General features: G+C 65.4%; 22 protein-coding genes. 11 read left to right on the plus strand and 11 right to left on the minus strand.

Going from position 1 to position 23,283, the window contains the following annotated elements:
* Positions 1-156: 156 nt before the first annotated feature.
* On the plus strand, positions 157-3,111 hold the full coding sequence (locus ACVOLO_RS05875) for a TonB-dependent receptor domain-containing protein (protein ID WP_481569326.1): 2,955 nt from the start codon (positions 157-159) through the stop codon (positions 3,109-3,111).
* Complete coding sequence (locus ACVOLO_RS05880; protein WP_481569327.1) at positions 3,065-3,748, plus strand: 2OG-Fe(II) oxygenase; 684 nt, start codon at positions 3,065-3,067, stop codon at positions 3,746-3,748. Before ACVOLO_RS05875 ends, ACVOLO_RS05880 begins: the two co-directional genes overlap by 47 nt.
* Here ACVOLO_RS05880 and ACVOLO_RS05885 read toward each other — a convergent pair.
* Entirely contained in the window at positions 3,733-5,541 is a 1,809-nt protein-coding gene (locus ACVOLO_RS05885) for a tetratricopeptide repeat-containing sulfotransferase family protein (protein ID WP_481569328.1), read from the minus strand. The two genes, ACVOLO_RS05880 and ACVOLO_RS05885, sit on opposite strands and share 16 nt — an antisense overlap.
* Before the next feature lie 383 nt (positions 5,542-5,924).
* On the opposite strand from ACVOLO_RS05885, the gene ACVOLO_RS05890 reads away from it, so the two are divergent.
* Complete coding sequence (locus tag ACVOLO_RS05890) at positions 5,925-6,863, plus strand: helix-turn-helix transcriptional regulator (protein WP_481569329.1); 939 nt, start codon at positions 5,925-5,927, stop codon at positions 6,861-6,863.
* A gap of 8 nt (positions 6,864-6,871) precedes the next feature.
* On the opposite strand, the gene ACVOLO_RS05895 is transcribed toward ACVOLO_RS05890, so the two are convergent.
* The 3 genes from ACVOLO_RS05895 to ACVOLO_RS05905 are packed head-to-tail and all read right to left on the minus strand — an operon-like array spanning position 6,872 to position 9,104.
* Positions 6,872-8,311 (minus strand): NAD(P)(+) transhydrogenase (Re/Si-specific) subunit beta, encoded by a 1,440-nt coding sequence (locus ACVOLO_RS05895; protein WP_481569330.1) that lies wholly within the window; start codon positions 8,309-8,311, stop codon positions 6,872-6,874.
* Positions 8,308-8,805 (minus strand): hypothetical protein, encoded by a 498-nt coding sequence (locus tag ACVOLO_RS05900; RefSeq protein WP_481569331.1) that lies wholly within the window; start codon positions 8,803-8,805, stop codon positions 8,308-8,310. Before ACVOLO_RS05900 ends, ACVOLO_RS05895 begins: the two co-directional genes overlap by 4 nt.
* Positions 8,802-9,104 (minus strand): NAD(P) transhydrogenase subunit alpha part 2, encoded by a 303-nt coding sequence (locus ACVOLO_RS05905; RefSeq protein ID WP_057633060.1) that lies wholly within the window; start codon positions 9,102-9,104, stop codon positions 8,802-8,804. The genes ACVOLO_RS05900 and ACVOLO_RS05905 overlap by 4 nt, the downstream gene beginning before the upstream one ends.
* Before the next feature lie 134 nt (positions 9,105-9,238).
* On the opposite strand from ACVOLO_RS05905, the gene ACVOLO_RS05910 reads away from it, so the two are divergent.
* The 3 genes from ACVOLO_RS05910 to ACVOLO_RS05920 are packed head-to-tail and all read left to right on the plus strand — an operon-like array spanning position 9,239 to position 10,577.
* Positions 9,239-9,787 carry an RNA polymerase sigma factor gene (locus ACVOLO_RS05910; RefSeq protein ID WP_481569332.1) on the plus strand — a complete coding sequence of 183 codons (549 nt, stop codon included), beginning with the start codon at positions 9,239-9,241 and terminating at the stop codon, positions 9,785-9,787.
* Between the two features lie 5 nt (positions 9,788-9,792).
* A complete protein-coding gene (locus ACVOLO_RS05915) occupies positions 9,793-10,149 on the plus strand; it encodes a hypothetical protein (protein WP_481569333.1) in 357 nt (118 codons plus the stop codon).
* Complete coding sequence (locus ACVOLO_RS05920) at positions 10,146-10,577, plus strand: DUF3106 domain-containing protein (RefSeq protein ID WP_481569334.1); 432 nt, start codon at positions 10,146-10,148, stop codon at positions 10,575-10,577. The genes ACVOLO_RS05915 and ACVOLO_RS05920 overlap by 4 nt, the downstream gene beginning before the upstream one ends.
* Positions 10,578-10,875: 298 nt before the next feature.
* On the opposite strand, the gene ACVOLO_RS05925 is transcribed toward ACVOLO_RS05920, so the two are convergent.
* Together ACVOLO_RS05925 and ACVOLO_RS05930 are read right to left on the minus strand one after the other, a co-directional pair.
* On the minus strand, positions 10,876-11,979 hold the full coding sequence (locus ACVOLO_RS05925; RefSeq protein WP_481569335.1) for an NAD(P) transhydrogenase subunit alpha: 1,104 nt from the start codon (positions 11,977-11,979) through the stop codon (positions 10,876-10,878).
* A gap of 81 nt (positions 11,980-12,060) precedes the next feature.
* Positions 12,061-14,367: a DUF1631 domain-containing protein gene (locus ACVOLO_RS05930; protein WP_481569336.1), complete on the minus strand. Its 2,307-nt coding sequence runs from the start codon at positions 14,365-14,367 to the stop codon at positions 12,061-12,063.
* Between the two features lie 314 nt (positions 14,368-14,681).
* Between ACVOLO_RS05930 and ACVOLO_RS05935 the strand changes: the two genes are divergently transcribed.
* Genes ACVOLO_RS05935 through ACVOLO_RS05950 form a run of 4 tightly spaced genes read left to right on the plus strand, consistent with a single transcriptional unit; the run spans position 14,682 to position 17,527 of the window.
* Positions 14,682-15,257 (plus strand): nitroreductase family protein, encoded by a 576-nt coding sequence (locus ACVOLO_RS05935; RefSeq protein WP_481569337.1) that lies wholly within the window; start codon positions 14,682-14,684, stop codon positions 15,255-15,257.
* Positions 15,245-16,192, plus strand: coding sequence for a 5'-3' exonuclease (locus ACVOLO_RS05940; protein WP_481569349.1), 948 nt, complete (start codon positions 15,245-15,247; stop codon positions 16,190-16,192). The genes ACVOLO_RS05935 and ACVOLO_RS05940 overlap by 13 nt, the downstream gene beginning before the upstream one ends.
* The gene (locus ACVOLO_RS05945) at positions 16,189-16,740 is read left to right on the plus strand and encodes an NUDIX hydrolase (RefSeq protein ID WP_481569338.1); all 552 of its coding nucleotides are present in this window, start codon (positions 16,189-16,191) and stop codon (positions 16,738-16,740) included. The genes ACVOLO_RS05940 and ACVOLO_RS05945 overlap by 4 nt, the downstream gene beginning before the upstream one ends.
* A complete protein-coding gene (locus ACVOLO_RS05950) occupies positions 16,733-17,527 on the plus strand; it encodes an N-formylglutamate amidohydrolase (RefSeq protein ID WP_481569339.1) in 795 nt (264 codons plus the stop codon). The genes ACVOLO_RS05945 and ACVOLO_RS05950 overlap by 8 nt, the downstream gene beginning before the upstream one ends.
* Positions 17,528-17,572: 45 nt before the next feature.
* Here the strand turns inward: ACVOLO_RS05950 and ACVOLO_RS05955 are convergent, their stop codons facing one another.
* Together ACVOLO_RS05955 and ACVOLO_RS05960 are read right to left on the minus strand one after the other, a co-directional pair.
* Positions 17,573-18,244 (minus strand): DUF7716 domain-containing protein, encoded by a 672-nt coding sequence (locus ACVOLO_RS05955; protein WP_481569340.1) that lies wholly within the window; start codon positions 18,242-18,244, stop codon positions 17,573-17,575.
* Positions 18,241-19,659, minus strand: coding sequence for an MFS transporter (locus ACVOLO_RS05960; RefSeq protein WP_481569341.1), 1,419 nt, complete (start codon positions 19,657-19,659; stop codon positions 18,241-18,243). The genes ACVOLO_RS05955 and ACVOLO_RS05960 overlap by 4 nt, the downstream gene beginning before the upstream one ends.
* Positions 19,660-19,749: 90 nt before the next feature.
* Between ACVOLO_RS05960 and ACVOLO_RS05965 the strand changes: the two genes are divergently transcribed.
* The gene (locus tag ACVOLO_RS05965) at positions 19,750-20,652 is read left to right on the plus strand and encodes a LysR family transcriptional regulator (protein WP_481569342.1); all 903 of its coding nucleotides are present in this window, start codon (positions 19,750-19,752) and stop codon (positions 20,650-20,652) included.
* A gap of 63 nt (positions 20,653-20,715) precedes the next feature.
* On the opposite strand, the gene pip is transcribed toward ACVOLO_RS05965, so the two are convergent.
* The 3 genes from pip to ACVOLO_RS05980 all read right to left on the minus strand — a co-directional run.
* Positions 20,716-21,660: a prolyl aminopeptidase gene (gene pip / locus ACVOLO_RS05970; RefSeq protein WP_481569343.1), complete on the minus strand. Its 945-nt coding sequence runs from the start codon at positions 21,658-21,660 to the stop codon at positions 20,716-20,718.
* A gap of 114 nt (positions 21,661-21,774) precedes the next feature.
* A complete protein-coding gene (locus ACVOLO_RS05975) occupies positions 21,775-23,037 on the minus strand; it encodes an erythromycin esterase family protein (RefSeq protein WP_481569344.1) in 1,263 nt (420 codons plus the stop codon).
* Positions 23,034-23,283, minus strand: a 250-nt coding sequence (locus ACVOLO_RS05980) for a hypothetical protein (protein ID WP_481569345.1), incomplete at its 5' end; no start/stop codon positions are given. The genes ACVOLO_RS05975 and ACVOLO_RS05980, both read right to left, overlap by 4 nt.

Here is a 23,283-nt window from a genome sequence, read left to right on the forward strand (position 1 = left end):
ATCAATCATTTAGAGTAATTTTGGTTACACAAAATTTCACTCAAATGAAACCAAATGTCATTTTCGGCACATTTTTCTGTTCCAGAACGGCACATCGAACCACGTTAAATATTCGTAATTTCTTGACTCCCCTGCACCAACACTGCGGAGTCAAATGTGAGTATCCAGCCTCTGAGTCACGCAATTCGTCGTGCCCTGCTGCCCGTCTCCACCGCCGCGCTGGCGCTGGGAGCGGCTGGTAGCGTTCTCGCGCAGGACACCCCACCCAAGGAAGAGGCCACCAACCTGGACCGCATTCAGGTCACTGGTTCGCGCATCAAGCGCGCCGACCTGGAAACCTCCAGCCCCGTCTTCACCATCGACCGCCAGAACATTGAGAGCTCCGGCGCCGCCACGGTCGGTGAGTTCCTGCAGCGCACTCCGGCCATCGCCGGTGCGGCCACCAACCCCCAGGTCAACAACGGCGGCGGCGCAGGCGCGGCCACGGTCGATCTGCGCGGCCTGGGCGTGAACCGCTCGCTGGTGCTGGTCGATGGCAAGCGCTGGATCGGCACCATCTCCAACGCCAACGGTGCGGTGGACGTGAACTCCATCCCGATGGCGCTGATTGAACGCGTGGAAGTGCTCAAGGACGGCGCTTCGGCCATCTACGGCTCCGACGCCATCGGCGGCGTGGTCAACTTCATCCTGCGCAAGGATTTCGAGGGTGTGGAAGCCAGCGCCTTCTACGGCATTTCCTCACGCGGCGATGCCGATACCCAGCGCTTCGATGCCACCTTCGGCATGGTCGGCGACAAGGGCCGGTTGATGCTTGGTGCCAGCTACGACAAGGAAGATTCGGTCAGCGCGGCCGACCGCACCTATTCCAGCCAGCCTTACCAGTTGTATGCCGGCGAGCACGGCATTGGTGGCACCAGCCGCATCCTGACCGGCCGTTACGTGGTGCCGCGCGCGTCGGCCACGGGCGTGGACCTGACAGACCCGGCCTGCCCGGCACCGCCAACCGACCCTGGTGATCCCGACAACGTCGTACTGACCCGCATCGATGGCCGTTCGGGTGCCTCGCAGTCCGACTTCCGTTGCTTCAATCCCGCCACGGACGTCTACAACTTCCAGGCCGACGGCAACCTCAACCTCACCCCGCAGGAACGTACTGCGATATTCATGAGCGGCAACTACCAGCTCACCGACAACATCGAGGCATTCATCCTCGGCTCGTGGCTGCGTACCGAATCCTCGTTCTTCATCGCACCACTGCCATTCGACGGGCGTGCGGCGGTGGACAACGTGCCGATCAGCGCCGACAGCATCTACAACCCGTTCGGCGTGGATATCACCGATGCGCGCCTGCGCCTGCGTGACTTCATCCCCACCCGCACCACCCGCTTCGAAACCGAGACCTACCAGATCACCGGCGGTCTGCGCGGCGTATTCGGCGACAGCACCTGGAGCTGGGATGCGTCCTACGGTTACGGCCGTACACCACAGTCCTCCGCAGTGCGCGGCTATCTGTACAGCCCAGGTCTGACCGACGCACTCGGGCCGTCGATGATCGACCCGGCCACCGGCAACCCCATCTGCGTGCGCACGCCCGGCGATCCGGCCACCGCGATTGCCGGCTGCCTGCCGGTGAACTTCCTCGGGCCGCCGCCGGATGCCACTACCCCAGCCGGTCAGGCCCAACTGGCCGCGCTGGAGCTGATCAACCCCACCATCCACAGCAGCAACGAGAACGACCTGAAGGTCTTCAACGCCAACGTCACCGGCGACTTGTTCAGCCTGCCCGCCGGCGCGGTGTCGCTGGCGGTCGGTGCGGAGCGCCGCATTGAATCGGCCAGTTCCAGCAGCGACTTCCTGACCATCATTCCCCCGGGGGAAACGGTCTGCCTGATCACCCAGGAAGCCTGTACCTTCGGCGACATCAACGGCAAGTTCGACGTCAACGAAATCTACGCCGAAGCGCTGGTGCCACTGTTGGCCGACATGCCTTTCGCCGAGAAACTCAACGTCTCGCTCGGCACGCGCTATTCGGACTACTCCAACTTCGGCGGCACCACCAACTCCAAGATCGGCGTGGAATGGAAGCCCTTCGCCGACCTGCTGGTGCGCGCCACCTATGCGGACGTTTTCCGCGCGCCCACCATCGGTGATCTGTACGCACCTACCGTTCCCAGTGCCAGCACCTATACCGATCCCTGCAATGGCTACACCGGCGGCAATCCCACCGCCTGCGCCGGCGTGCCCACCAACGGCTCGTTCCGCCAGAGCAACAACCAGGTGACCTCGTTCCAGGTCGCCAACGCCAACCTGAAACCGGAAGAAGGCGACGTGCTGACCTACGGTTTCGTGTACAGCCCCAGCTGGCTGGAAGGTTTCAGCATTACTGCCGACTACTGGCGCGTGAAGCTGGATGAATTCATCACCAACCTGCCGGAGAACGTGCTGCTCAACCAATGCTTCAACTTCGGCCGCTTCTGCGACACGTTCGTGCGTGACAGCGCCGGCGATGTGGCACAGATGACCAACATCACCGGCAACTTCGGCTCGCTGAAGACTTCCGGCATGGACCTGGGCTTCCGCTATCTGCTCCCGGAAACCGCGTGGGGCAAGTTCAGCTGGAACCTGGACACCACCTACCTGGCCGAATATGAAGTGCAGTTGCTGTCCGGCGACCCCAGCAGCAACGTTGGCGCCTTCCCGGGCATACCTGGCAGCACCGGCCTGGCCGGCACCTTCGTGGACAACGCTTCGTCGGGCTTTGGCAACATGGCCCGCTGGCGTGCGCTCAATGACATCAGCTGGTCACTCGGCAACCTCAGCGCCAGCCTGACCACACGTTATGTGCACCATGTGTACGAAGCGCCGGACGTGGCCGACGTCAAGGACCCGGGCTACGTCGCCAGGCGTCGCGTGCCGTCCTTCACCCAGACCGATTTCCAGATCGGTTACCGCTTCGAGGACCTGAAGAACAGCTCCATCCAGATCGGTGTGCGCAACCTTACTGACCGCCAGCCGCCATTGATCTATTCTGGCTTCAACGCTTCGACGGACATGCGGACCTACGATGCAATCGGCCGTTACTACTGGATGCGCTGGACTGCCCGCTTCTGAGCCTGCCTCAGCAATACCTGCATCCGCCGCGGCACCTGCCGCGGCGGATGTTCACGGCAACGACCTGCGCCACTACATCCGCATCTACGACGACAGCCTGCCGCCGGAGCTATGCGGCAAGCTGATCGAATCGTTCAACACGCTTGCACGCTTCCAGCAACGCAATGGACGCGGCGTGCGTGCCGGTCTGGAAGACAGCGCCTGGACCGAACTGGACGTCAGCAAGCTCTCCGATGCCGGGTTCCTGGCTTTCTTCCGGCAACGCATCAGCCAGTCGCTGCAGCGCTACAACGCCGATGTCGGCCTGCCCATCGCGGTGCCGGACAGCCCCTTGCTGAGTCCGCTGATCCTCAAGCGCTACCGTGCCGGTGACGAGGAAAAATTCCAGACCCATTTCGACTCGATCAACGAGGTCTGTGACCGCTACCTGGTGTTTCTCTGGTACTTGAACGACGTGGACGAAGGCGGGCAGACCTGGTTCCCCGGCCTGCAGACCGGCGTTGCGCCGCGTGCCGGGCGGCTGCTGATGTTTCCGCCGTACTGGATGTACGCGCATCAGGGGCAATCATCGCCGCGTCAGGACAAGTACATCCTGTCCACCTATCTGCGTTTCCCGCAGCGTCATTCCACCCCGTAACCATGGCGCTGCAGCCACGGCGCGAGCGTGGCCAGGGTGGCATCACTGAAGTGCGCGCGGTAGCGCTTCCAGCGATCGATCGCATTGGCGTTGACCGGCTGCACGACCTGCGCATAGCTCGGCGTGTTGATGCGGCGCGTGCGTGCCGCCGAGGCATGATGCGAGGCCAGCTGCGCAGGTTCCACCTGCAACGACAGAAACGCCATCAGCGTGTCCAGTTCCGCTGCCGGTGACTGCACCAGGTCTTCGTAACGCAGTACATGCACCTGCGCCGGTACAAGCTGCCGCTGCATTTCCCACCAGGCCATCACCGCCGCATAGGTGCTGGCCGCGGACTCCAGGGAGGCGAAGGCGAGCGCGCCACCGTTCATGCCAAAGGCCTGCATGTGGCAACTCAACACACAGTCACAGGGATGCCGCAGCAACAGCAGCCACTGCGCCTGCGGAAACAACCGCGCCACATACGGCAGGCGGGTCATGGTCAGCGGATACTTGTCCACCAGGCGACCACGGGGTTGCAGATGGCGCTGCACCTGCTGCCAGTAGATCGTTCGTGCCTGTGTGATCTGCATGGGCATCAGCTGTGCCAACGAGGTGTCCAGGTCAGCGTCATTCCATCCCGGCTCGCTACGCAGGTATTCAATCGCGATCTCCAGCGCGGGCCGCTCGTCCAGTACCGAAAGTTGCGCATGACCATCGAGCATGCGTTCCAGCAGCGTCGTGCCGGAGCGTGGAAAGCCGACCAGGAACACCGGATCCGGCGGCTGCGCGTCCTGCACCGGCGTACTCCAGGCCGCAGGCGCACGATGCCGCAGCCGCTGCTGCAGCCAACCCAGCACCGGGCCGCCGCCATCGGCAACGCGTTCAAGGAACGCCCGCGATGCCCCCGCGTGTGCGCGCGACAGTGCCGCCATTGCCTCATCCATCAGTCCGGCTGCGTCGTTGCACTTGGCGTACTCGAACTCCAACTGCGCCTGCATCGCCGCAGATGTCGGTGTCCCCAGTACCGGCTGCAAGGTGTTGATCGCCTCGGTGGGCCGCCCCTGCCGCCGTTGCACGCGTGCGACCGCCAGCGCATGCATCCCGCTTGCATCGGATTGGGCAATGCGCAACACCTCGGCCGCGTCATCGATGCGGTTGAGCCGCTCCAGCAGCAGCCCCAGACGAATGCGTGATTCATTGTCCCCGGGCCATGCCTGGAGGAGCTGTTGGTAAAGTGCCAGCGCCCGCTCGTCAGCACCCGCCTGCGCCCATAGCCACGCCAGCGCACGACGTTGATCAACCGACAGATCAGCGGCATTGATGTCGGCAACACAGGCTGCAAGCTCATCAAACCGCTCCAGTTCCAACAAGGCCTGCGCATAGGCAAGGCGCACGTCGGCCGCTTCCGGCTCGCGTGCGAACGCCCGGCCCAGCACCTCATGCGCCTGGACAAAACGCGCCAGTCCAAGCCACGCCAAGCCCAAGCCCAGCAGCACTGCGACGTCATCCCCAAGCAATCCATGTGCGTGCCGGAACGCGTTGTCGGCTCCGTCAGGGTCGCCACATTCCAGGCAGGCATTGCCAAGATTCAACCAGACCTCGGGCGCCTGCGGCTGCAACCGCGCCGCTTGCTGCAACCAGGTGCGGGCCTCTTCCTTTCTGCCCTGTTGCGCCACGGCCAATGCCAGCACCTGCAGTGCGACAACCGACTCAGGCGTAACTTCAATTACACGATGTGCCGAAACTTCCGCCTCGCGGAACCTGCCGTGCCGGAGCAGTTCAAGCGCCTGATCAAGTTGGCTTTCGTTCACCGCAGGCCTCTTCAGTTACGCAGGAAATCATCACTGTGAAATCGCAACAACGGGCTATTGGAATGCAAATCCCGGCACCTCCTCCGCCTTCGCGCACAAGCAGCATAGAGCTGTCCGGAAGCCTGGCAACTCTCTCACAGGCGCGGCCTTTCTCAGCCCTCGACGCAGTGGGGCAAGCGAGGACATTCCGGACCTGCCCGGCCTTGCCCGGGCTTCTTTTTTTCATCACTATTTCACGCGCGCATCCGCAAACATGAGCGCCGCGACGATGTCTGCGCGCAGCAGTTCCGTGCGGCAACAGCGTCACCCCGCAATCATGATGCTCTCCCCTGCCTTTCCGCTGTCCCATCGCACCGTTGGCGCAGGCCAACCACGGAAACAACGTGAGAATCTCGCATCACACGCTTCATGGCGCTCAATCGCTGGACCTGCAGCCGCAGGCGCAGGCGCAGGTCTACGCCGTCGTCGGCAACAGCCGCGGGGCGCGGCTGTCGATTCCAGCCGGCTGGATCAGTATCACCCTGGTGTTGCGTGGCGTACTGGAACTGGGCAGCGGCGAGACACCCTGGCAGCTGGCCTCGCACCATCAGCAATTGTGGCTCGATGGCAGCCTGCGCCTTGCAAGCCGCACACCGTGCTGGTGGTTGTGCGTGGCGGCCCCCGCGCAGCTGTGGCGCGAACTTCCGCACAGTGCGCCCTGCGATGCCAGCCTGATTCCTGTGGAAGCCCCGTGCCCCATCGCACTGGCCCGCGCACTGGTACACATCGCACGGGCACGTTGGTTTGACATGCAAGGGCACACAAGCGCGGTGGTCGACAACATGACCTGGCTGCGCGATGCCATCGTCGAACAGCAGGACGCCCAGCATCAGCAGATGGACCGCTGCAGCGGCCGCACGGCATCGCGCCGGCACCAGACCCTGCTGCGCCTGCTGCGCGTGCAACACATGATCCGCTGCAACATGGATGACCGCATCGACCTCACGCGGCTCGCTGCGGTCGCCAACTATTCCCCCACCCATTTGATCCGGGTATACCGCGAAGTCTTCGGCGAAACGCCCTGCGAGTACGCGGCACGGTTACGTCACCAGCGCGCCTGGGAGCTGGTGCGTTCCACCGACATGTCGGTCTGCGAAATCGCAGACGCCCTCGGCTTTGAAAGCGAGAGCGCCTTCTGCCGTGCGTTCAAGCACGCCTTTGGCTGCACCACCAGCGAGGCGCGACGCGGCGCCCGCGCGATGGTGTCGTTGCACGGCCACGTCGGTTTGACCACCGACGAGGCACGCCACCTCCGCATCGGCGAAGCCGCGCTGGCGCTCTGATCGCTGGCTCAGTGCCCGCCATCCAGTGCCTTCAACTCGCTGACCAACGCGCTTGCCGCTTCGGCACCGTCGCCGTACAGCATGCGGGTGTTGTCGGCGTAGAACAGCGCGTTTTCGATGCCCGCAAAACCCGTGCCCTTGCCGCGCTTGATGACGATGGTGTTCTTTGAATTGACCACGTCCAGGATCGGCATGCCGTAGATCGGGCTGGCCGGATCGGTCTTGGCCACCGGGTTGACCACGTCATTGGCACCAATCACCAGCGACACGTCGGTGACGGCGAACTCGGGGTTGATGTCGTCCATGTCGGCGATCAGGTCATAGGGCACACCGGCCTCGGCCAGCAGCACATTCATATGCCCCGGCATGCGCCCGGCCACCGGGTGGATGGCGAACTTCACCTTCACTCCGCGCTCGATCAGCCGCTGCGCCAGCTCCCAGATCTTGTGCTGTGCCTGCGCCACCGCCATGCCGTAGCCGGGCACGATCACCACGCGCTCGGCAAAGGCCATCATCGCCGCCACGTCGGCCGCTTCGATCGGCTTCTGGCTGCCGGTGATCTCCGCCGCGCCCTGGCCACCGCCGCCGAAGTTGGAAAACAGCACGCCGCTGATCGGCCGGTTCATGGCCTTGGCCATCAAGCGGGTGAGCAGGATGCCGGCCGCACCGACCATCATGCCGGCGATGATCAGCGCCTCATTGCCCAGCACATAGCCTTCAAATGCCACCGCCAGGCCGGTGAATGCGTTGTACAGCGAAATCACCACCGGCATGTCGGCGCCGCCGATGGGCAGCGTCATCAACACGCCCAGCGCCAGCGCCACCACGAAGAAGCTGATGATCGCCACCGGCTGCAGGCTTACCGCCGCCCACACACCCAGCGCGACCATCGCCACGGCGACCAGCAGGTTGAACACCTGCTGCCCGGGGAACGTGACGCGCTTGTCCAGGCGGCCGTCGAGCTTTGCCCAGGCAATGACCGAACCGGACAGCGACACCGCACCAATCGCCGAGCCGATCACCGCCAGGGCCAACACCGTGGCTGACGGCTGTCGCGCCGCAAGGTCGGCGATGGCCTGTGCGCTCCAATGGCTGGTATCGCGGTTGGCCACATCCGAAAAACGCAGCAGTTCCACCGCACCGATGGCCGCGGCCGAGCCGCCGCCCATGCCGTTGTACAGCGCCACCATCTGCGGCATGTCGGTAATGGCCACCTTCTTGGCCGACACCCATGCCAGGCCGGTACCCAGCACCAGCGCCACCAGGATCAGCGCGATGTTGTTCAACCCCGGCAGGAAGAACGTGGCAACGGTGGCGATCAACATGCCCAGCCCGGCCCAATGGATACCGCTGCGCGCGGTCTTGGGCGACGCCATCCTCTGCAGGCCCAGCAGGAACAACGTCGCGGCCACCAGATAACTCGTTTTCACCAGCAACAGCATGCTCATGCACCCGCCTCCGAAACACCGTGTTCTTGTTTGCCAACCTGCTTGTCCAGGCGATGGTGCTCACGCATCTCGATGGCCGTTTTCAGCATGCCAATCATGCCCAGGCCGAACGCGACCATTCCCAGCGAAAGCTGGTTCAGCGCGGTGGAATCGGCCAACGCTGCACCCAGCAATCCCAGTACGATCGGCAGCAAGGCCTGCAGCGCGAGCACGCCCAGCATGAAACGCCCCTTGCGCGGGTGCTCCCACACTTTGCGAGACAGCGTGTTCTGGGTTTTGGTCGGATCCTGCAGCGAGGACAGGCCAACGCCTACACCGGCATACAGCAGGGCGCTATTGAAGGCAGCGAGCATGCTCTCCGGGCCCGTGAAGAATGGCAGCGCGGCATAGCCCAGTGCGGCCAACTGCGCCGGATACTGCAGGTAGCTGAGCCACTGGAAGATCTGCCGCGCCTCCAGCCGATGCGCGGAAGCTGCGGACGTCGTCGCCGTCATTGCCCCTTCCCGTCCGGCTTTTTTGAGCTCTTGAACATTTCCAGCATGCGCTCGGTGACCACATAACCACCGGCAGCATTGCCTGCACCCAGCGCCACGGCGATGAAGCCGATGGCCTTCTCCAGCGTGGTGTCGGCATGCCCCAGCACCACCATCGCACCGATCAGCACGATGCCGTGGATGAAGTTGGAACCGGACATCAACGGGGTATGCAGGATCACCGGCACCCGCGAGATGATCACATGGCCGGCAATGGCTGCCAGCATGAAGATATACAACGCCACGAACCCATCGCTCATTGCTGCTTTCTCCAAGGCTGGAACGGCCTGCCCGGCATCATAACCATGCCGGTCAAAGCGATGCGACCGTTGCGGTGTCAACCAATCCGGCCCGCGCGCGTTAACACCCCCAGTACCGACCGGAACGCTACCCTGTGCTGGTGACCAGCCCTCCCCTGACGTCCACCGCCCCGCCCGCCTCGCTGGATGCCTTCCTGGCGGGCATCGGGCCGCGTGCCTTCCGCTTCGCCGAGGCCGGCCTGCGCCAGCGTGAGGATGCATTGGACGCCGTTCAGGACGCGATGGAGCGCATGCTCGGCTACCGTGAGCGACCGGCCGAGGAATGGACGCCGCTGTTCTGGAGCATCCTGCGCCGGCGCATCATCGACCTGCAGCGCCGGCGGGGTTTCCGTTTGAAGTTCTGGGCACCGCAGGAAGACCACGACCAGGACAGCGCCATCGACTGGGCCGATGAAACCGCCGGCCCGGCCCAGCAGCACGAGCAGCAGCAGGACTATGCGCGGCTGGTGCAGGCGCTGCGGCAGTTGCCCGCCCGCCAACGCGAAGCCTTCGGCCTGCGTGTGCTGCAGGAGCTGGACGTCGCGACCACGGCCAAGGCCATGGGCTGTTCGGAAGGCTCGGTCAAAACCCACCTGTCGCGTGCACGCGACGCTTTGCAGAAACAACTGGAGGCCACGCGGTGAACCGCATGCCCACATCCCCGCACGAAGACTTCGACCAGTCGCTGCGACAGCTGCAGCAACGGGCCGAAGGCGCACTCTCGCCTGCCACGTTGTCGCGGCTGCGGCAGGCGCGTCAGCAGGCCAGCTCGGCCCAGCTGGCCAGTTCCCCCTGGCGTCGTCGTGGCTGGTGGCTGGCCACCGCCTGCTCGGCCGTGCTGGTGGTGACGGTGGCGGTGCGCTTCAACAGCGCCGCGCCCCCGGTCCTGCCTGCCACCACCGCGGCAATCGCCGACGACGATGCCTCCGATGACACCCTGCTGTTCGACGAAAGCCCGGAGCTGTACCTCTGGCTGGGTTCGGACGGCGCCCTGGCGATGGAATGAAGACCATGAAAACCCTGACCACCCGCCTGCTCCTGCCCCTGCTGCTGGTTGGTGCCGGCAGCCCCGCGTTTGCGCAGCAGCCGCTGCCGGAATGGGAGCAGTTGAGCCCGGCCCAGCGCGAAACCCTGATCGCCCCCATGCGCGACCGCTGGAACGCCTCTCCCGAGCGCCGCCAGCGCACCTACGACCACGCCCGTCGCTGGCAGCAGATGACGCCCGAACAGCGCGAGCAGGCCCGCCTTGGCATGCACCGTTTTGAACACATGGCACCGCAGCAGCGCCGCGAGGCGCAGGCACTGTTCGCCAAGATGCGCGGCATGGACAAGGCGCAGCGCCAGCAACTGCATGACCAGTGGCAGAAGATGACCCCGGAACAGCGCCAGCAATGGGTGGAAGCCAATCCACCGCCGGCGCGTTCGCAGCGTTGAGGGTTGGCAGCGTCGTGATGCCCAAGCCTGGATGTGTTCCCGGCAGGCTTGTGGGTTTTTGCGTTGAAGCGGAACGTCAAACGCTCCCCCTCATCCGGTGCTGCGCACCACCTTCTCCCGCAGGCGGGAGAAGGGAATGCAATGTCGCTCAGTGCTGCAGGATTGCTTTGGACCGCGAGCGCTTCAGCACAAGCAGAACCCCCATCCCTTCTCCCGTTTACGGGAGAAGGTGGTGCGAAGCACCGGATGAGGGCGCTTTTGGCTTTTGGCTTTTGGCTCTCCGCCTTTGCCTCACCCCTCAAACCGGCGGAATTTCACCGCCGACCGGCCTCGCGGGCCACACCGTCTTCGCCAGCAGTTCGTCGTTCCAGTCGAATGACAGCGCGCCATCCTTCAGGAACAGTGCGACGAAGTTGTAGACGTTGCGTGCGTACATCTCGCTGGCATGCACCGCGCCCATGCTGGCCAGGTCCAGCGGGCCGGCCACGGTGACGCCGCCGACATCCACGGTTTCGCCCGGACGCGTGGCTTCGCAGTTGCCGCCGGTCTCCGCCGCCAGGTCCACGATCACGCTGCCCGGGCGCATGCCCTCCACCATCGCGGCGCTGATGATCTTCGGCGCGGGCCTGCCCGGCACGGCGGCGGTGCAGACCACCACGTCCACGCCTTTCAGATGCTCCGCCAGACGGCGCTGCTGTTCGGCGCGCTCTTCGTCGGTCAGTTGCCGCGCGTAGCCGCCTTCACCGGCGGCGCTGACGCCCAGGTCAAGGAACTTGCCGCCCAGCGATTCGATCTGCTCACGGGTTTCCGGGCGCACGTCGAAACCTTCCACCTGCGCGCCGAGCCGCTTGGCCGTCGCCACCGCCTGCAGGCCCGCCACACCGGCACCGACAATCAACACCTTGGACGGGCGAATGGTGCCGGCCGCAGTGGTCAGCATCGGGAAGAAACGCGGTGCGAGCTGGGCGGCGATCAGGGTCGCCTTGTAACCGGCCATGCCGGCCTGCGAGCTGAGCACGTCCATCGCCTGCGCGCGGGTGGTGCGCGGCAGGCGTTCCAGCGGGAAGTTCTGCAGCTGCCGCGCTTGCAGCGCGCTGCTGCGCTCGGTGTCGGCCTGTGGATGCAGCATGCCGACCAGCGTTGCACCCGGCTTGAGACGTGCGACCACCGCCGACGGCGGCGACTGCACACACAGCACCAGGTCATCCTGCTCCAGCGCGTCGTCAAGCTGCGCGCCGGCATCCCGGTAGGCCTGGTCGGTGAAACCGGCTGACTGGCCCGCGCCGGGCTGCACATGCACCCGGGCACCTGCGGCCAGCAACTTCTTCACTGTTTCCGGCGTGGCGGCAACCCGCCGCTCGCCGCTTGCGGCTTCTTTCAACACCCGTACATCAACGGCCATTCCGGTACCCGATGCGCAGTGATCAACGGCCGGATCGTAGCAAAGCCGACGCCCTGCGGCAGGCTGCCCGCCGCAGGAAGATCAATGAGCCTGTGCGGCCTGCGGCTCCAGGCGGTCGATCACACCCTGCATGGCGCTGTCGAAGGCGCCATCGTCCACGTGCGGGCGCAGGCGGCCCAGCCGCACCATGACCGCCAGTTCTTCCGGCGAGGCCACGCAGAAACGGATGCCGCGGCGGCTCACGAACAGCAAGCGCGACGAGATCGGGCTCACCCAGGAGAGCTTGCCGGCCTGCATCTTGCCGTCCTTGTCGATGAAGTCCAGCCAGGTGCCGATCTCCATGCGACGGAAACGCTCGGCGTCGGCATCGTCGAAATCCTCGGCCTTGGCGTTGTTGCCGAATTCGATGGCTGGCGCTTCCTGCACCGGCGGGGCAGGCAAAACCACCTGCGGCAGTTCCGGCAGCGCGCGCTCCAGTTCGGGGCGGGCTTCGGCAATGGCCTGCAGCGTGTCGTGCAGCGCGTCGATGGCGCTGCCGCCACCATCGCCGTGCAGGCCCACGCTGGAAAACACCTTGCGCAGTGCCGGCTGGCTGGCCTGCAACCAGGGCTTGCCGACAATGTGCCGGCGCGCCTGGGCCACTTCCTCCAGCATGTCGTCGGCCAGCTTCAGGGCCTCGCCCACGCCCTCGCCTTCGTCGCCTTCGCGCAGCAGGGTCATCGTCAGGTGATGGCTCCACGGCTGGCGCAGGAAATCGTCGATTGCCTTGGGCAACTGCACGCCTTCCACGCGCTTGTCCAGTTCGGCGATGGCACGGCTGCGTGCCATCTCCAGCTTTTCCTGGCCGCGCTGGGTTTCGGCGGCACGGCGTTCGGCAATCTCGATGCGACGCCGGTGCTGGGCGAGAAACTCGCGGAATTCTTCTTCCAGGGTCAGGAAGATCGCCAGGTTCTCGTTGAACTCGGCGGTCAGCCGTTCAATGATTTCTTCCACCTTGCCCATCAGCGCGCGTTCGGCCTGGCTTTCGCCGGCATTGCCTTCGCAGGCCTCGGCCAGCGAGTTGAGCAGCTTGCGCGCGGGGTGGGTCTTCTGCACGAACATGCGCCGGTCGAGCATGGCGACCTTGACGAACGGCACCACCAGCCGGCCGATCAACTCACGCGAGCGGCCCTCCAGGTCACGCTCATCCAGCATCACGTCAAACAGCATGCCCACCAGGTCAATGGCGTCTTCATCCTGCGGGTCCAGGTGCGCCTGCGCCGGGTCCACACCCAGGCGGGTGGCACCGGACAGCACTTCGCTCTTCAACCGCTGTGCCAGCGACTCGCCATCTTCGCCAACGGCCGCCCGCAGCGTGGCGCTGGGCGTGGCCTGCAACAGCGACAGCACCGACATCATCTCGCGCTGATTGAGCGAGCGTTGCTGGCCAGCGGCAGTGTTCAGTGCCGCACCGGCCGCGTTCATGCCTTCGCGGGTCTGGCGGGTCTGCGCCAGCAGTTCATGCAGCGCTTCCAGCACCACGCTCTGGTGGTTGCCATAGCCGCCGTCTTCGTCAAACCCGCCACCCGCGACTGCGGACTCATGCCCGCCCGTGCCGGCCATGCTGCTGCGGCGCTGGCTCCAGCGCTCGGAAAACCGCTGCGCCCACATCGGTGCGTGACCGGCATCCGGGCTGTCATCCTCGTCCTGCTGCTCGGCCGCCGCCGGGCGGGCCGCCCCGGCGCGGCGCGGGGCCGCCACTTCCGGTGCAGCGCCGGCCTGTGCCAGGCGTTCGTCCACCGACTCGTACAACTTGCCGATGCCGGCGGCAAACTCGCGCTCGCACAGCTTGAACAACACCAGCCGTACTTCCGGGGCCAGTTCGCAGGTGTAGAACGCTTCGTGCACAGCCACGCCAATGTGCTCGGGGCCGATGGGGTTGGTGTCCGCGTCCAGCGCAGGCACACCGCTGATCCAGGCCAGGCGGTGATCCAGCCGCGCCAGCACCTGTTTCCAGTCGCGCAGCAGGACGGTGGCAAAATTCCGCACCGCCAGGCGCGATTCAAGAATGTGTTCGGGTACCAGGCTCAGGCCACCGTCACTCTGCCCGGCCAATACGCCATCGGCCGACAGCGGAGTACCCGCTTCCAGCGCCGACCAGGCCTGCTGCAGGTGGCTGCCGAAGCGTTGGGCAATCTCATCGCGACGCCGGCGCAGCTCACGCATGCCGTCAAGAAAGACCAGTTGCGAAGGCCCGGCGGTTTCGGCGCGGTCAAACAACACATCGTCAAAGCCCGCCAGCACCTTGCCGAACGCCTGCGAAAGCAGTGGCAATGCCGCCTCACGCGCCGTGGCCAGCAGGTTCTGGTTACGGCCGGGCTGACCGGCTGGTTGCGGATTGGACATCATGCGCAAAGGCTCCGCACCCTGTGAGGCGCTGGACTACTGGAAAACGGATGGTTGATTGCAGACGCGGCCCCTGAACCCGCGTGCGCATGGTAGGCGGAGAAGCTGAACAGGGTCAGTGATGCAGTGCGCACTTCGTACCTCATGGCCGGCTACCCGGCATAAGCCCACATGCTAAGCGTGCTGGGGATTATTGGCGAATTTCCTGGCGCCAGGTCGTGCTGACGGAGTGCACAGAATTTTGCGCTTTTTGCCCTCCCGGGCTGTCACGGCGCCGACGTCTATAATCCATGGCCGTGTTCTGCCCCCGGTGAGTCATGCCCGACAACTGCTTCCTGCAGGCGCTGGACCAGCGCCTTTCGGTTCCGTCCAAACAACTGGGCGAGCCCGCCCCGGACGCCGACACGCTGCTGCGCATGCTGCAGTCCGCCGTGCGTGTCCCCGACCACGGCAAGCTGGTGCCGTTCCGCTTCCTGCAGCTGCGCGGCGACGCACGCCACGCATTGGGTGAATTCCTGGCCCTGCGCAGCCGCCAACGCGATCCGCAGGCCGCCGACGCCGTGGTCGAAAAGGACCGCCAACGGTTCTCCCATGCGCCATTGATCGTCACCGTCATTGCCCGCCTGCAGCCGGAGCACAAGGTGCCGGTGCAGGAACAGCTGCTGACCGCCGGCAGCGTGTGCTTTGCCCTGCTGCAGGCCGCGCAGGGCTTCGGTTTCGGCGCGCAGTGGCTGACCGCATGGATGGCCTATGACGCCGAGGTCGCTCGCCACCTGGGCCTGGTCGAGAACGAGCACATCGTCGGCTTCATTCATATCGGCACCCCCCGGCTGCAGGTGCCCGACCGCGAGCGCCCGGACCCGGCCGCGCTGCTGCAGGACTGGCAGCCGTGAGCACGGCGCCCGTCCAGCAACCGCTCTATCTGATTGACGCCAGCCTGTATGTGTTCCGCGCCTGGCATTCGATGCCCAACGAGTTCCAGGACAACCAGGGCTGGCCGGTCAACGCCGTGCACGGCTTTGCCCGCTTCCTGCTGGACCTGCTGGAACGCGAGCGCCCCCGGCACATCGCCGTGGCTTTCGATGAGGCGCTGGACAGCTGCTTCCGGCATGCGCTGTACCCGGCCTACAAGGCCAACCGCGACCCGGCACCGGACGAACTGCGCCGCCAGTTCGCCCATTGCAAGGCGCTGTGCGCCGCGTTGGGGCTGGACGTGCTGGCCGACCGCGAATACGAGGCCGATGACCTGATTGGCAGCGCGCTGCAGGCCGGCCGGCCACACGCCCTGCGCGGGGTGATTGTCTCGGCCGACAAGGATCTGTCGCAGCTGCTGCTTGAACACGATGAGCAGTGGGACTACGCCCGCAACCAACGCTGGGGCGCGGCCGGGGTGAAGGCACGCCACGGCGTGCACGCGCACCAGATCGCCGACTACCTGGCCCTGTGCGGCGACGCGGTGGACAACATCCCCGGCGTCTCCGGCATCGGCACCAAGTCGGCGGCGGTGCTGCTGGCCCATTTCGGCAGCCTGGACACGCTGCTCGAACGCATCGACGAAGTGCCATTCCTGCGCCTGCGCGGTGCCGCCACCATGGCCGTGCGCCTGCGTGAGCAGCGCGAACAGGCCCTGCTGTTCCGGCAACTCACCACCATCGCCCTGGATGCACCGCTGGCCAATGCCCAGCCCGCTTTCGTGCGCGGCCAGGCCGATGCCGACATGCTCGGCGGCCTGTGCGAAGCACTGCGCTTTGGCCCGCTGACCCGGCGCAGGCTGCACGCTGCGGCCGGGCTGGAATCCCCCTCTTCCCCTGCCAACGAGTTCGCATGAGCCAGAACACCGCAGAACCCCGCGTCGTCTACGAAGGCAAGTACCAGCGCATGGTCGTGCGCGGCACCTGGGAATACAGCGAGCGCACCCACGCCGGCGGCCTGGCCGCGATCATCATTGCCGTCACCCCGGACGATGACGTGCTGTTCGTCGAACAGTTCCGCGTACCACTGCAGGCGCGCACCATCGAAATGCCGGCCGGGCTGGTGGGCGACGTCACTGCCGGTGAGTCCATCGAGGACTCGGCCGTGCGCGAGCTGGAAGAAGAAACCGGCTGGACCGCCGACCACGCCGAAGTGCTGATGATCGGGCCCACCTCTTCCGGCGCCAGCAGCGAGAAGATTGCCTTCGTCCGTGCCACCGGCCTGCGCAAGGTCGGCAACGGCGGTGGCGATGCCAGCGAGGACATCACCGTGCACAGCATTCCGCGCAACCGCGCTGCTGCCTGGCTGGTGGAAAAAATGGGCGAAGGCTATGAACTGGACGCCAAGCTCTGGGCCGGTTTGTGGATGATCGAACATCACCTGGATGGGAGGCCGCGTGGCTGATTCAGGCCTGCAATCGTTGCCGGCCCTGCTCGGCGCCGACGACCCGGCGGTGTTCACCGTCCACAATCCGCACGGGCCGTCGCCGTTCGTGCTGTTGGCCGACCATGCCGGCCAGTGCGTACAGGCTGCCCTGCAGGCACTTGGCCTGCCGCAGCACGAACTGGACCGCCATATCGGCTGGGACATCGGCATTGCCGGCACCACCCGCGCGCTGGCCGGGCGCCTGGATGCCTGGGCGATCGAGCAGACCTATTCACGCCTGCTGATCGACTGCAACCGCCCGCTTGCCTCGCCTACCTTGATCCCTGAAACCAGCGATGGCACCGCCATTCCCGGCAATCTCGGCCTGAGCGAGGCGCAGCGCGAGCAACGTATCGCCGCAATCCACGCGCCCTACCACGCGCATATCAACAACGAGCTGGATCGCCGCCGCGATGCGAGCATCCCCACGCTGCTGGTGATGATGCACAGCTTCACTCCGGCGATGAACGGCTTCCAGCGCCCGTGGCATGCCGGCGTGCTGTACCACCAGGACACACGCTTTGCGCATGCGTTGTTGAAGGCACTGCGCGAAGAGGGCGACCTGGTGGTTGGCGACAACGAGCCGTATTCGGTCAGCAGTACCAGCGACTACGCGGTGCCGATGCACGGCGAAGCGCGCGGGCTGGTGCATGTGGAACTGGAAATCCGCCAGGACCTCATCGCCGATGCCGCCGGGCAGCAAGCTTGGGCGGAACGGCTGGAACGCATCTTCCGCGCCCTGCAGCCGGAACTGCTGTCCGGGTAATACCGCCGAAACGCGACAACGTCCCTCGCCGCTCCTGGCGCTGCCTCAGTGCGGCGCCGGCACGACAGACCACGGGAACGGCCGGTACGCAGCCACCTGCAGCGGCACGCTGATCGAATCAAACGCGGCCAGCAGTTCACGGCAACGGCTGCGGCCCACCTGTTCTGCCAAGCGCAAGGGCAATGCACGGCACTGCGCCAGCGCCTCACCGACGGGTATCGACATCAACGCGGCCACCCGGCTGGCCGCTTCCTTCAGGCGTTCGGCCGGGCATTCGGCCAGCACAAGGTCGAACGAAGCGAAGATGCCCGGGCCCACGCCCATTGCCTGTGCGGCTTGCTGCTCGGTTGCCGGCGCCTCACCCAGCGCTTCGTCGATACCGGGAACCTGCAGGAACGCGTCGTATTCGACGTAGTAGTCCAGCGCTGCGGCATAGTCCGCCAGGGTGGACAGCGACCGCTGACGCTTCTGCACGTCCAGCACATCGGCAAACGTGGCCGGTTCCAGAAAGGCCGCAAGCCCGCATGCGCGCGCCGCCGTGGGCAGTTCGCCGGCATCGTCGAAGGCCTCGTCTTCGCTGCCCGGCAACCAGAAACGTGCAAGCAGCGCGCCATCGCCGCTCGCGTGCACCCAGCCGAAGCGCTCCCAGACTTCATCGTCGTCGTTGCAGGCGGCAAAGGTGTCCAGGGTCTGGCGGAGGTCCAGCAGCTCGATCATGCGTCGTTGGGCAGGCAGTGCGGTGAAGCGCAGTCTACCCGCGCCCGACGCAGGCCCAATGCAATCCCCATTCCCAGCAACGCGAATGCGGCCGCTCCGTATTGCGCGTTGACCAACCCCTGCAGCGCCTGTGCACTGTCGGCTGCCGCGTTTGCGCGTGTGGCATTGGCCAGCATCACCAGGACCGCCAGGCCCAATGCACCGCCGATCTGCTGCGCGGTGGCCGCCATGCCGGACGCCACGCCCTGCTGCACGGCAGGCACGCCCTGCCCGGCGACGATCCACATGGCCGTCCAGGTCATGCCCTGCCCCAGACTGAGCAGCACGATGCCCGGCAACAGCGGCCAATAACTTGCGCCATGCGGCAAGGCGACCGCCACGGCAGCGATGCCCACCGCGCCGCCGGCCAGGCCCCAGGCCAGCACCTGTCGTGGCGAGCGCGTGGCCAGCATGCGCTCGGCGATGGTGATGCCGAAGGTACACACCAGCGTCGGCGGCAGGAACGCCAGCCCCGCCTGCAGCGGGCTCCAGCCATAACCATCCTGGTAGTACAGCGCCAGGAAGTAGTACTGCACACCGAAGCTGCTCATGAACAACATCGTCAGCCACATCGCCGCGCGCAACCCGGGCACACGCAGCAGCGCGAAATGCATCAGCGGATCCGTGCTGCGCCGCTCGATCACGACGAACATGCCCAGCAACAGCAGCGACACCACCAGGCATCCCAGCGTGATGGGCGCCAACCAGCCCCATTCCGGCCCCTGCACCAGCGTGGTGACCAGCAGGCTGCCGCCGAAGGTGACCGTGAAGCAGCCGGCAAGGTCAAAGGAACGGCCGCGCGCACGCGGGCCGTCCGGCGGCAACCAATGGCCACCGAGTACCGCGCACGCCACAGCAATGGGCACGATCACCAACAACACCGACGCCCAGCCAAAGTGCTGGGTCAACACGCCGCCCAGCAGGGTGCCCAACGCCAGCCCGCCGGCACTGGCCATGCTCCAGATTGCCAGCGCTCGGTTGCGCGCGGCGCCTTCGGCATACAACGTGTTGATCAACGACAACGTGGCCGGGAACAACAAGGCTGCGCCAATGCCCTGCACCGCCCGCGCGGCCACCAGCAACCATGCGCTGTCACTGAAACCACCCACCAGCGATGCCAGTGCGAACAAAGCCATGCCCAATCGATAGAACCGCCGCTTGCCCAGCAGATCGGCAGCCCGCCCGCCCAGCAGCAGGCAGCCACCAAAGGCCACGGTGTAGGCACTGACCACCCACTGCAGCTGTTGCGCGTTGATCTGCAGCGCGCGGCCCATGTCATGCAGGGCGACGAAGATGATGGTGGCGTCCAGGGCAATGATCAGCTGCGCAGTTGCCAGTAGCGCAAGCGCCAGGCGGGGGAATCGAAGAGACGGCATGGGCGGTGTTCGTGGAAGGGGAGCGGCAGTTTCATTGATGCGCGGCCAGACATAAACCGCGCAATGTCGATATCTGTCATGATTTTCCGCATGAATGATTCCAGCTTGGATCTCAATGCCGTGCGCATGCTGGTGCAGGTGGCCGAAGCACGCAGCTTCACCCTTGCCGCTGGCCAACTGGGGCTGAGCCAATCCGGCCTGTCGCGCGCCATCAGTCGGCTGGAAGCCAACCTGGGCGTGAAACTGCTGCAGCGGAACACCCGCAACGTGGGGCTGACTCCGGACGGGCGCCAGTTCATTGACCAGGTGGCGCCACTGCTCAGTGGGCTGGAGGATGCCCGCCGACAGCTGGGCGACCGCCCCTGCACGCCGTCAGGAACCCTCAAGATCACCGCACCGTCGATGTTCGGCCGCAAGGTGCTGGTGCCCCTTGCCGGGCAACTGATGGCGCGTTACCCGCAACTGCAGATTGAAGCAGTGTTGTCCGACCGGCTGGTGGATCTGGTCGAGGATGGCTTCGACGCGGCGCTGCGTACTGGCCCGATTGCCGACATGCGCATGATCGCGCGCCGGCTGCGGCCACTGCGCTGGGTCACCGTAGCCAGCCCGGCGTATCTGGCACGGCATGGCGAACCGGAAACGGTACAGGCGCTGCATGACCACTCGTGCCTTGCAGTACGCAACCTGCGCAGCGGACGTCTGGTGGATTGGCAGTTCCGCGATGGCGACGGCGGCATGCATGAATTCACGCCACCGGCACGGATGGTGTTCGACAGCGGCGATCCGCTGGTGGAAGGCGCACTGGCCGGCATCGGTATCGTGCAGGTGATGGATTTCGCGGTGGCCGATGCGTTGGCTGATGGCCGCCTGCAACGCGTGCTGCAGTCCGCCGAAGGCCGCAACCGCGAACTGTCGTTGATCTATCCACCATCGCGGCAGTGTTCACCCAAACTGCAGGTGCTGGCCGACGCGCTGTTGGCCGGTGAGTGGTGAGGCAGGCTGCTCGACCAAAAAAAGGGCGGCCGTGGCCGCCCTTCTGCATCGCCAAGGCGTCGCTCAGCCCGCGAACGAATCGGTGGCGCGTACCAGCGCATCCACGTTTTCGGCTTCAAACGCCGAGTGACCCGAGGCCGGCGAAATCGTCAGCTGCGCCTTCGGCCAGGCCTTGTGCAGTTCCCAGGCATTGGCCAGCGGGCACACCACGTCGTAGCGGCCGTGCACGATCACGCCGGGGATATGCGCGATCTTGTGCGCGTCGCGCAGCAACTGGTCTTCCACGTCAAAGAAGCCGCCGTTGACGAAGTAGTGGTTCTCGATGCGGGCAAACGCCAACGCAAACTGCGGGTCTTCGTGACTGTTGATGAAGTCGTCATCCACATGCAGGAAGCTGGTGGCGCCTTCCCACACGCTCCACGCCTTGGCCGCGGCCAGACGCGTGGCTTCGTCGTCGCTGGTCAGGCGGCGGTGGAAGGCCGAGATCAGGTCGTGGCGCTCCACCTGCGGAATCGCTGCGATGTAGTGGTCCCACGCATCCGGGAACAGGCGGCTGGCACCTTCCTGGTAGAACCACTCCAGCTCCCAGCGACGCAGCATGAAGATGCCACGCAGTACCAGTTCGGTAACGCGCTGCGGATGGGTTTCGGCATAGGCCAGCGCCAGGGTCGAACCCCAGCTGCCACCGAACACCTGCCACTGCGCAATGCCCAGCTTCTCGCGCAGCTTCTCGATGTCGGCGACCAGATCCCAGGTGGTGTTGTCCACCAGATCGGCGTGCGGCGTGGAGCGGCCGGCACCGCGCTGGTCGAACAGGATGATGCGGTACTTGGCCGGGTCGTGGAAACGACGCATGTTGTCCGAGCAACCACCGCCCGGGCCACCGTGCAGCATCACCACCGGCTTGCCGTCCGGGTTGCCGCACTGCTCGAAATACAGCGTGTGACGATCGTCGACCTTCAGCGTGCCGGTGTCGTAAGGGGTGATTTCAGGATAGAGCGTGCGCATGGTGACCTCGCGGAAAACAGGCGCGCAGTTTAGCGCACGGGTGTTCTCACGATGTTCAGACGGTGCCGCCGAAAGCGCTCACCACGGCAGCGTCCGGCCAGTGAAGCCGTTGGGCTACTGCGGCTGATAGGTGGCCGGGGTAATCCGCTCCAGCAGCAACAGTCCATCGAAGCGCTGCCGTGCTTCGGGCACTGACAGGGTGTCCAGGTAATCCATGCCCCATAGGCGCGTCGCCGCATCACGCTCGCCGGGCAAGGTGCCAGCGTGCAGGTCGACAAACACCGCGCCGTTTGCCGGGGCAGCGGTCAGCGTGGTTTCCAGCAAACCCGGCCGGGCCTGAACATCCACCACGCGCTGGTCCACATAGTCGAGATAGCGCCCCTGCGCGCCGGCGAAATGCAGCACATAGGTTTGCGCCTGCAGCGCCGCCGGCAGCGCGCGGGTGATGTTGTCCACCGGCGGCAGGCCACCGGCATGGCCATCGCGATAGCCGCCCAGCCGGTTGACGTGGGCGAAGTGGCCCCACACCACCACCTTGCGCCCGGGATAGGCCTGTTCCATCAACCACTGCAGGTTGTCAGCCATCACCGGATCGTGTTCATCGAACAGGCGCCGCTGCCAGGCCACTTCGGCCATGCGCTGCACGCTGGCGTTGACCCGCCGCCAGAAACCATCGCTGTTGAATACGTCGCTGCCATGCTCGCCGTCCGCGGCGGGCAGGCGCGTATCCAGCCAGTTTCCATCCTGCAGAAACTGCTGTTGCTCGGCCGTATCGGCCTGGGCCAATTGCCCGTCCAGCAACCGCTGCACCTGGCCCAGATAACGTTCCTGCCGGGCGGTTTGCGTGGCACCGTGCGCGTGCTGCGACAGATGCGCACGCAGCTGCGGCACCAGTTCCCTGCGCGACAGGCTGCCACTCAGCCGTCCATCCAGGCCGGCCAGCTGCAGCGGCCGCGCACTGTCGCGCTGCGCATCCAGGTAATCGAACAGCGGCCACACTTCGGCACTGTTGGCATACATGTAGAAGATGTTGCCGGGCGCCAGGCTGCGCACCGGCTGGCGCAGCTGCCACAGGCGCGCCACGTCGAACAGGCCGCTTTCCAGCACCAGCACGTCAAAGCCCTTGCGCGCATGCAGGTAGCGCACCACGCGAGCTTTGTAGGCGTACACATTGCCTTCGCCGTGGGTGAGTTCATCGAGCATCACGATGCGTTTGTCGCCGATGGCCTCGCCCAATGGCGCCAGATCGGCAAAGTCATCGTGCAGCGGCGTGCTGTCCCGCACAGGATGGATGGGCGCTTGATTGCTGGCTGCCAACGTTGGGAAGCATGCAAGCGAGGTGGCCAGCAATACGGCAGTGAACGCGGTACGGATCATCGGCATCCCCGGTTTTGAAAGGGCGATGCTACGGGAGATTCCGGGGTGCGGAATACGGACAGAAAATGGCTTGAATGACAGGCGAGAGCGGTGGTTTTGGCGTGGTTTTTGCTTTTTGCTTTTGGCTTTTGGCTTTTGGCGTTCGTTTTTAATGCCGTCATACCCGCGACGGCGGGAATCGCTCTGGCTTTTGCATTTGATTTTGGAGCAGGAGCCAGAGCCAGAGCCAGAGCGAGAGCGAGAGCG

This window comes from Stenotrophomonas sp. STEN056 (genome assembly GCF_056759635.1).

Coding starts and splice junctions, on each gene's coding strand:
- ACVOLO_RS05915 (WP_481569333.1), top strand. CDS start 9,793: ATGCCCACATCCCCGCACGAAGACTTCGACCAGTCGCTGCGACAGCTG.
- ACVOLO_RS05955 (WP_481569340.1), bottom strand. CDS start 18,244: ATGATCGAGCTGCTGGACCTCCGCCAGACCCTGGACACCTTTGCCGCC.
- ACVOLO_RS05920 (WP_481569334.1), top strand. CDS start 10,146: ATGAAGACCATGAAAACCCTGACCACCCGCCTGCTCCTGCCCCTGCTG.
- ACVOLO_RS05960 (WP_481569341.1), bottom strand. CDS start 19,659: ATGCCGTCTCTTCGATTCCCCCGCCTGGCGCTTGCGCTACTGGCAACT.
- ACVOLO_RS05975 (WP_481569344.1), bottom strand. CDS start 23,037: ATGATCCGTACCGCGTTCACTGCCGTATTGCTGGCCACCTCGCTTGCA.
- ACVOLO_RS05895 (WP_481569330.1), bottom strand. CDS start 8,311: ATGAGCATGCTGTTGCTGGTGAAAACGAGTTATCTGGTGGCCGCGACG.
- ACVOLO_RS05900 (WP_481569331.1), bottom strand. CDS start 8,805: ATGACGGCGACGACGTCCGCAGCTTCCGCGCATCGGCTGGAGGCGCGG.
- ACVOLO_RS05965 (WP_481569342.1), top strand. CDS start 19,750: ATGAATGATTCCAGCTTGGATCTCAATGCCGTGCGCATGCTGGTGCAG.
- ACVOLO_RS05930 (WP_481569336.1), bottom strand. CDS start 14,367: ATGATGTCCAATCCGCAACCAGCCGGTCAGCCCGGCCGTAACCAGAAC.
- ACVOLO_RS05880 (WP_481569327.1), top strand. CDS start 3,065: ATGCAATCGGCCGTTACTACTGGATGCGCTGGACTGCCCGCTTCTGAG.
- ACVOLO_RS05935 (WP_481569337.1), top strand. CDS start 14,682: ATGCCCGACAACTGCTTCCTGCAGGCGCTGGACCAGCGCCTTTCGGTT.
- ACVOLO_RS05925 (WP_481569335.1), bottom strand. CDS start 11,979: ATGGCCGTTGATGTACGGGTGTTGAAAGAAGCCGCAAGCGGCGAGCGG.
- ACVOLO_RS05945 (WP_481569338.1), top strand. CDS start 16,189: ATGAGCCAGAACACCGCAGAACCCCGCGTCGTCTACGAAGGCAAGTAC.
- ACVOLO_RS05905 (WP_057633060.1), bottom strand. CDS start 9,104: ATGAGCGATGGGTTCGTGGCGTTGTATATCTTCATGCTGGCAGCCATT.
- pip (WP_481569343.1), bottom strand. CDS start 21,660: ATGCGCACGCTCTATCCTGAAATCACCCCTTACGACACCGGCACGCTG.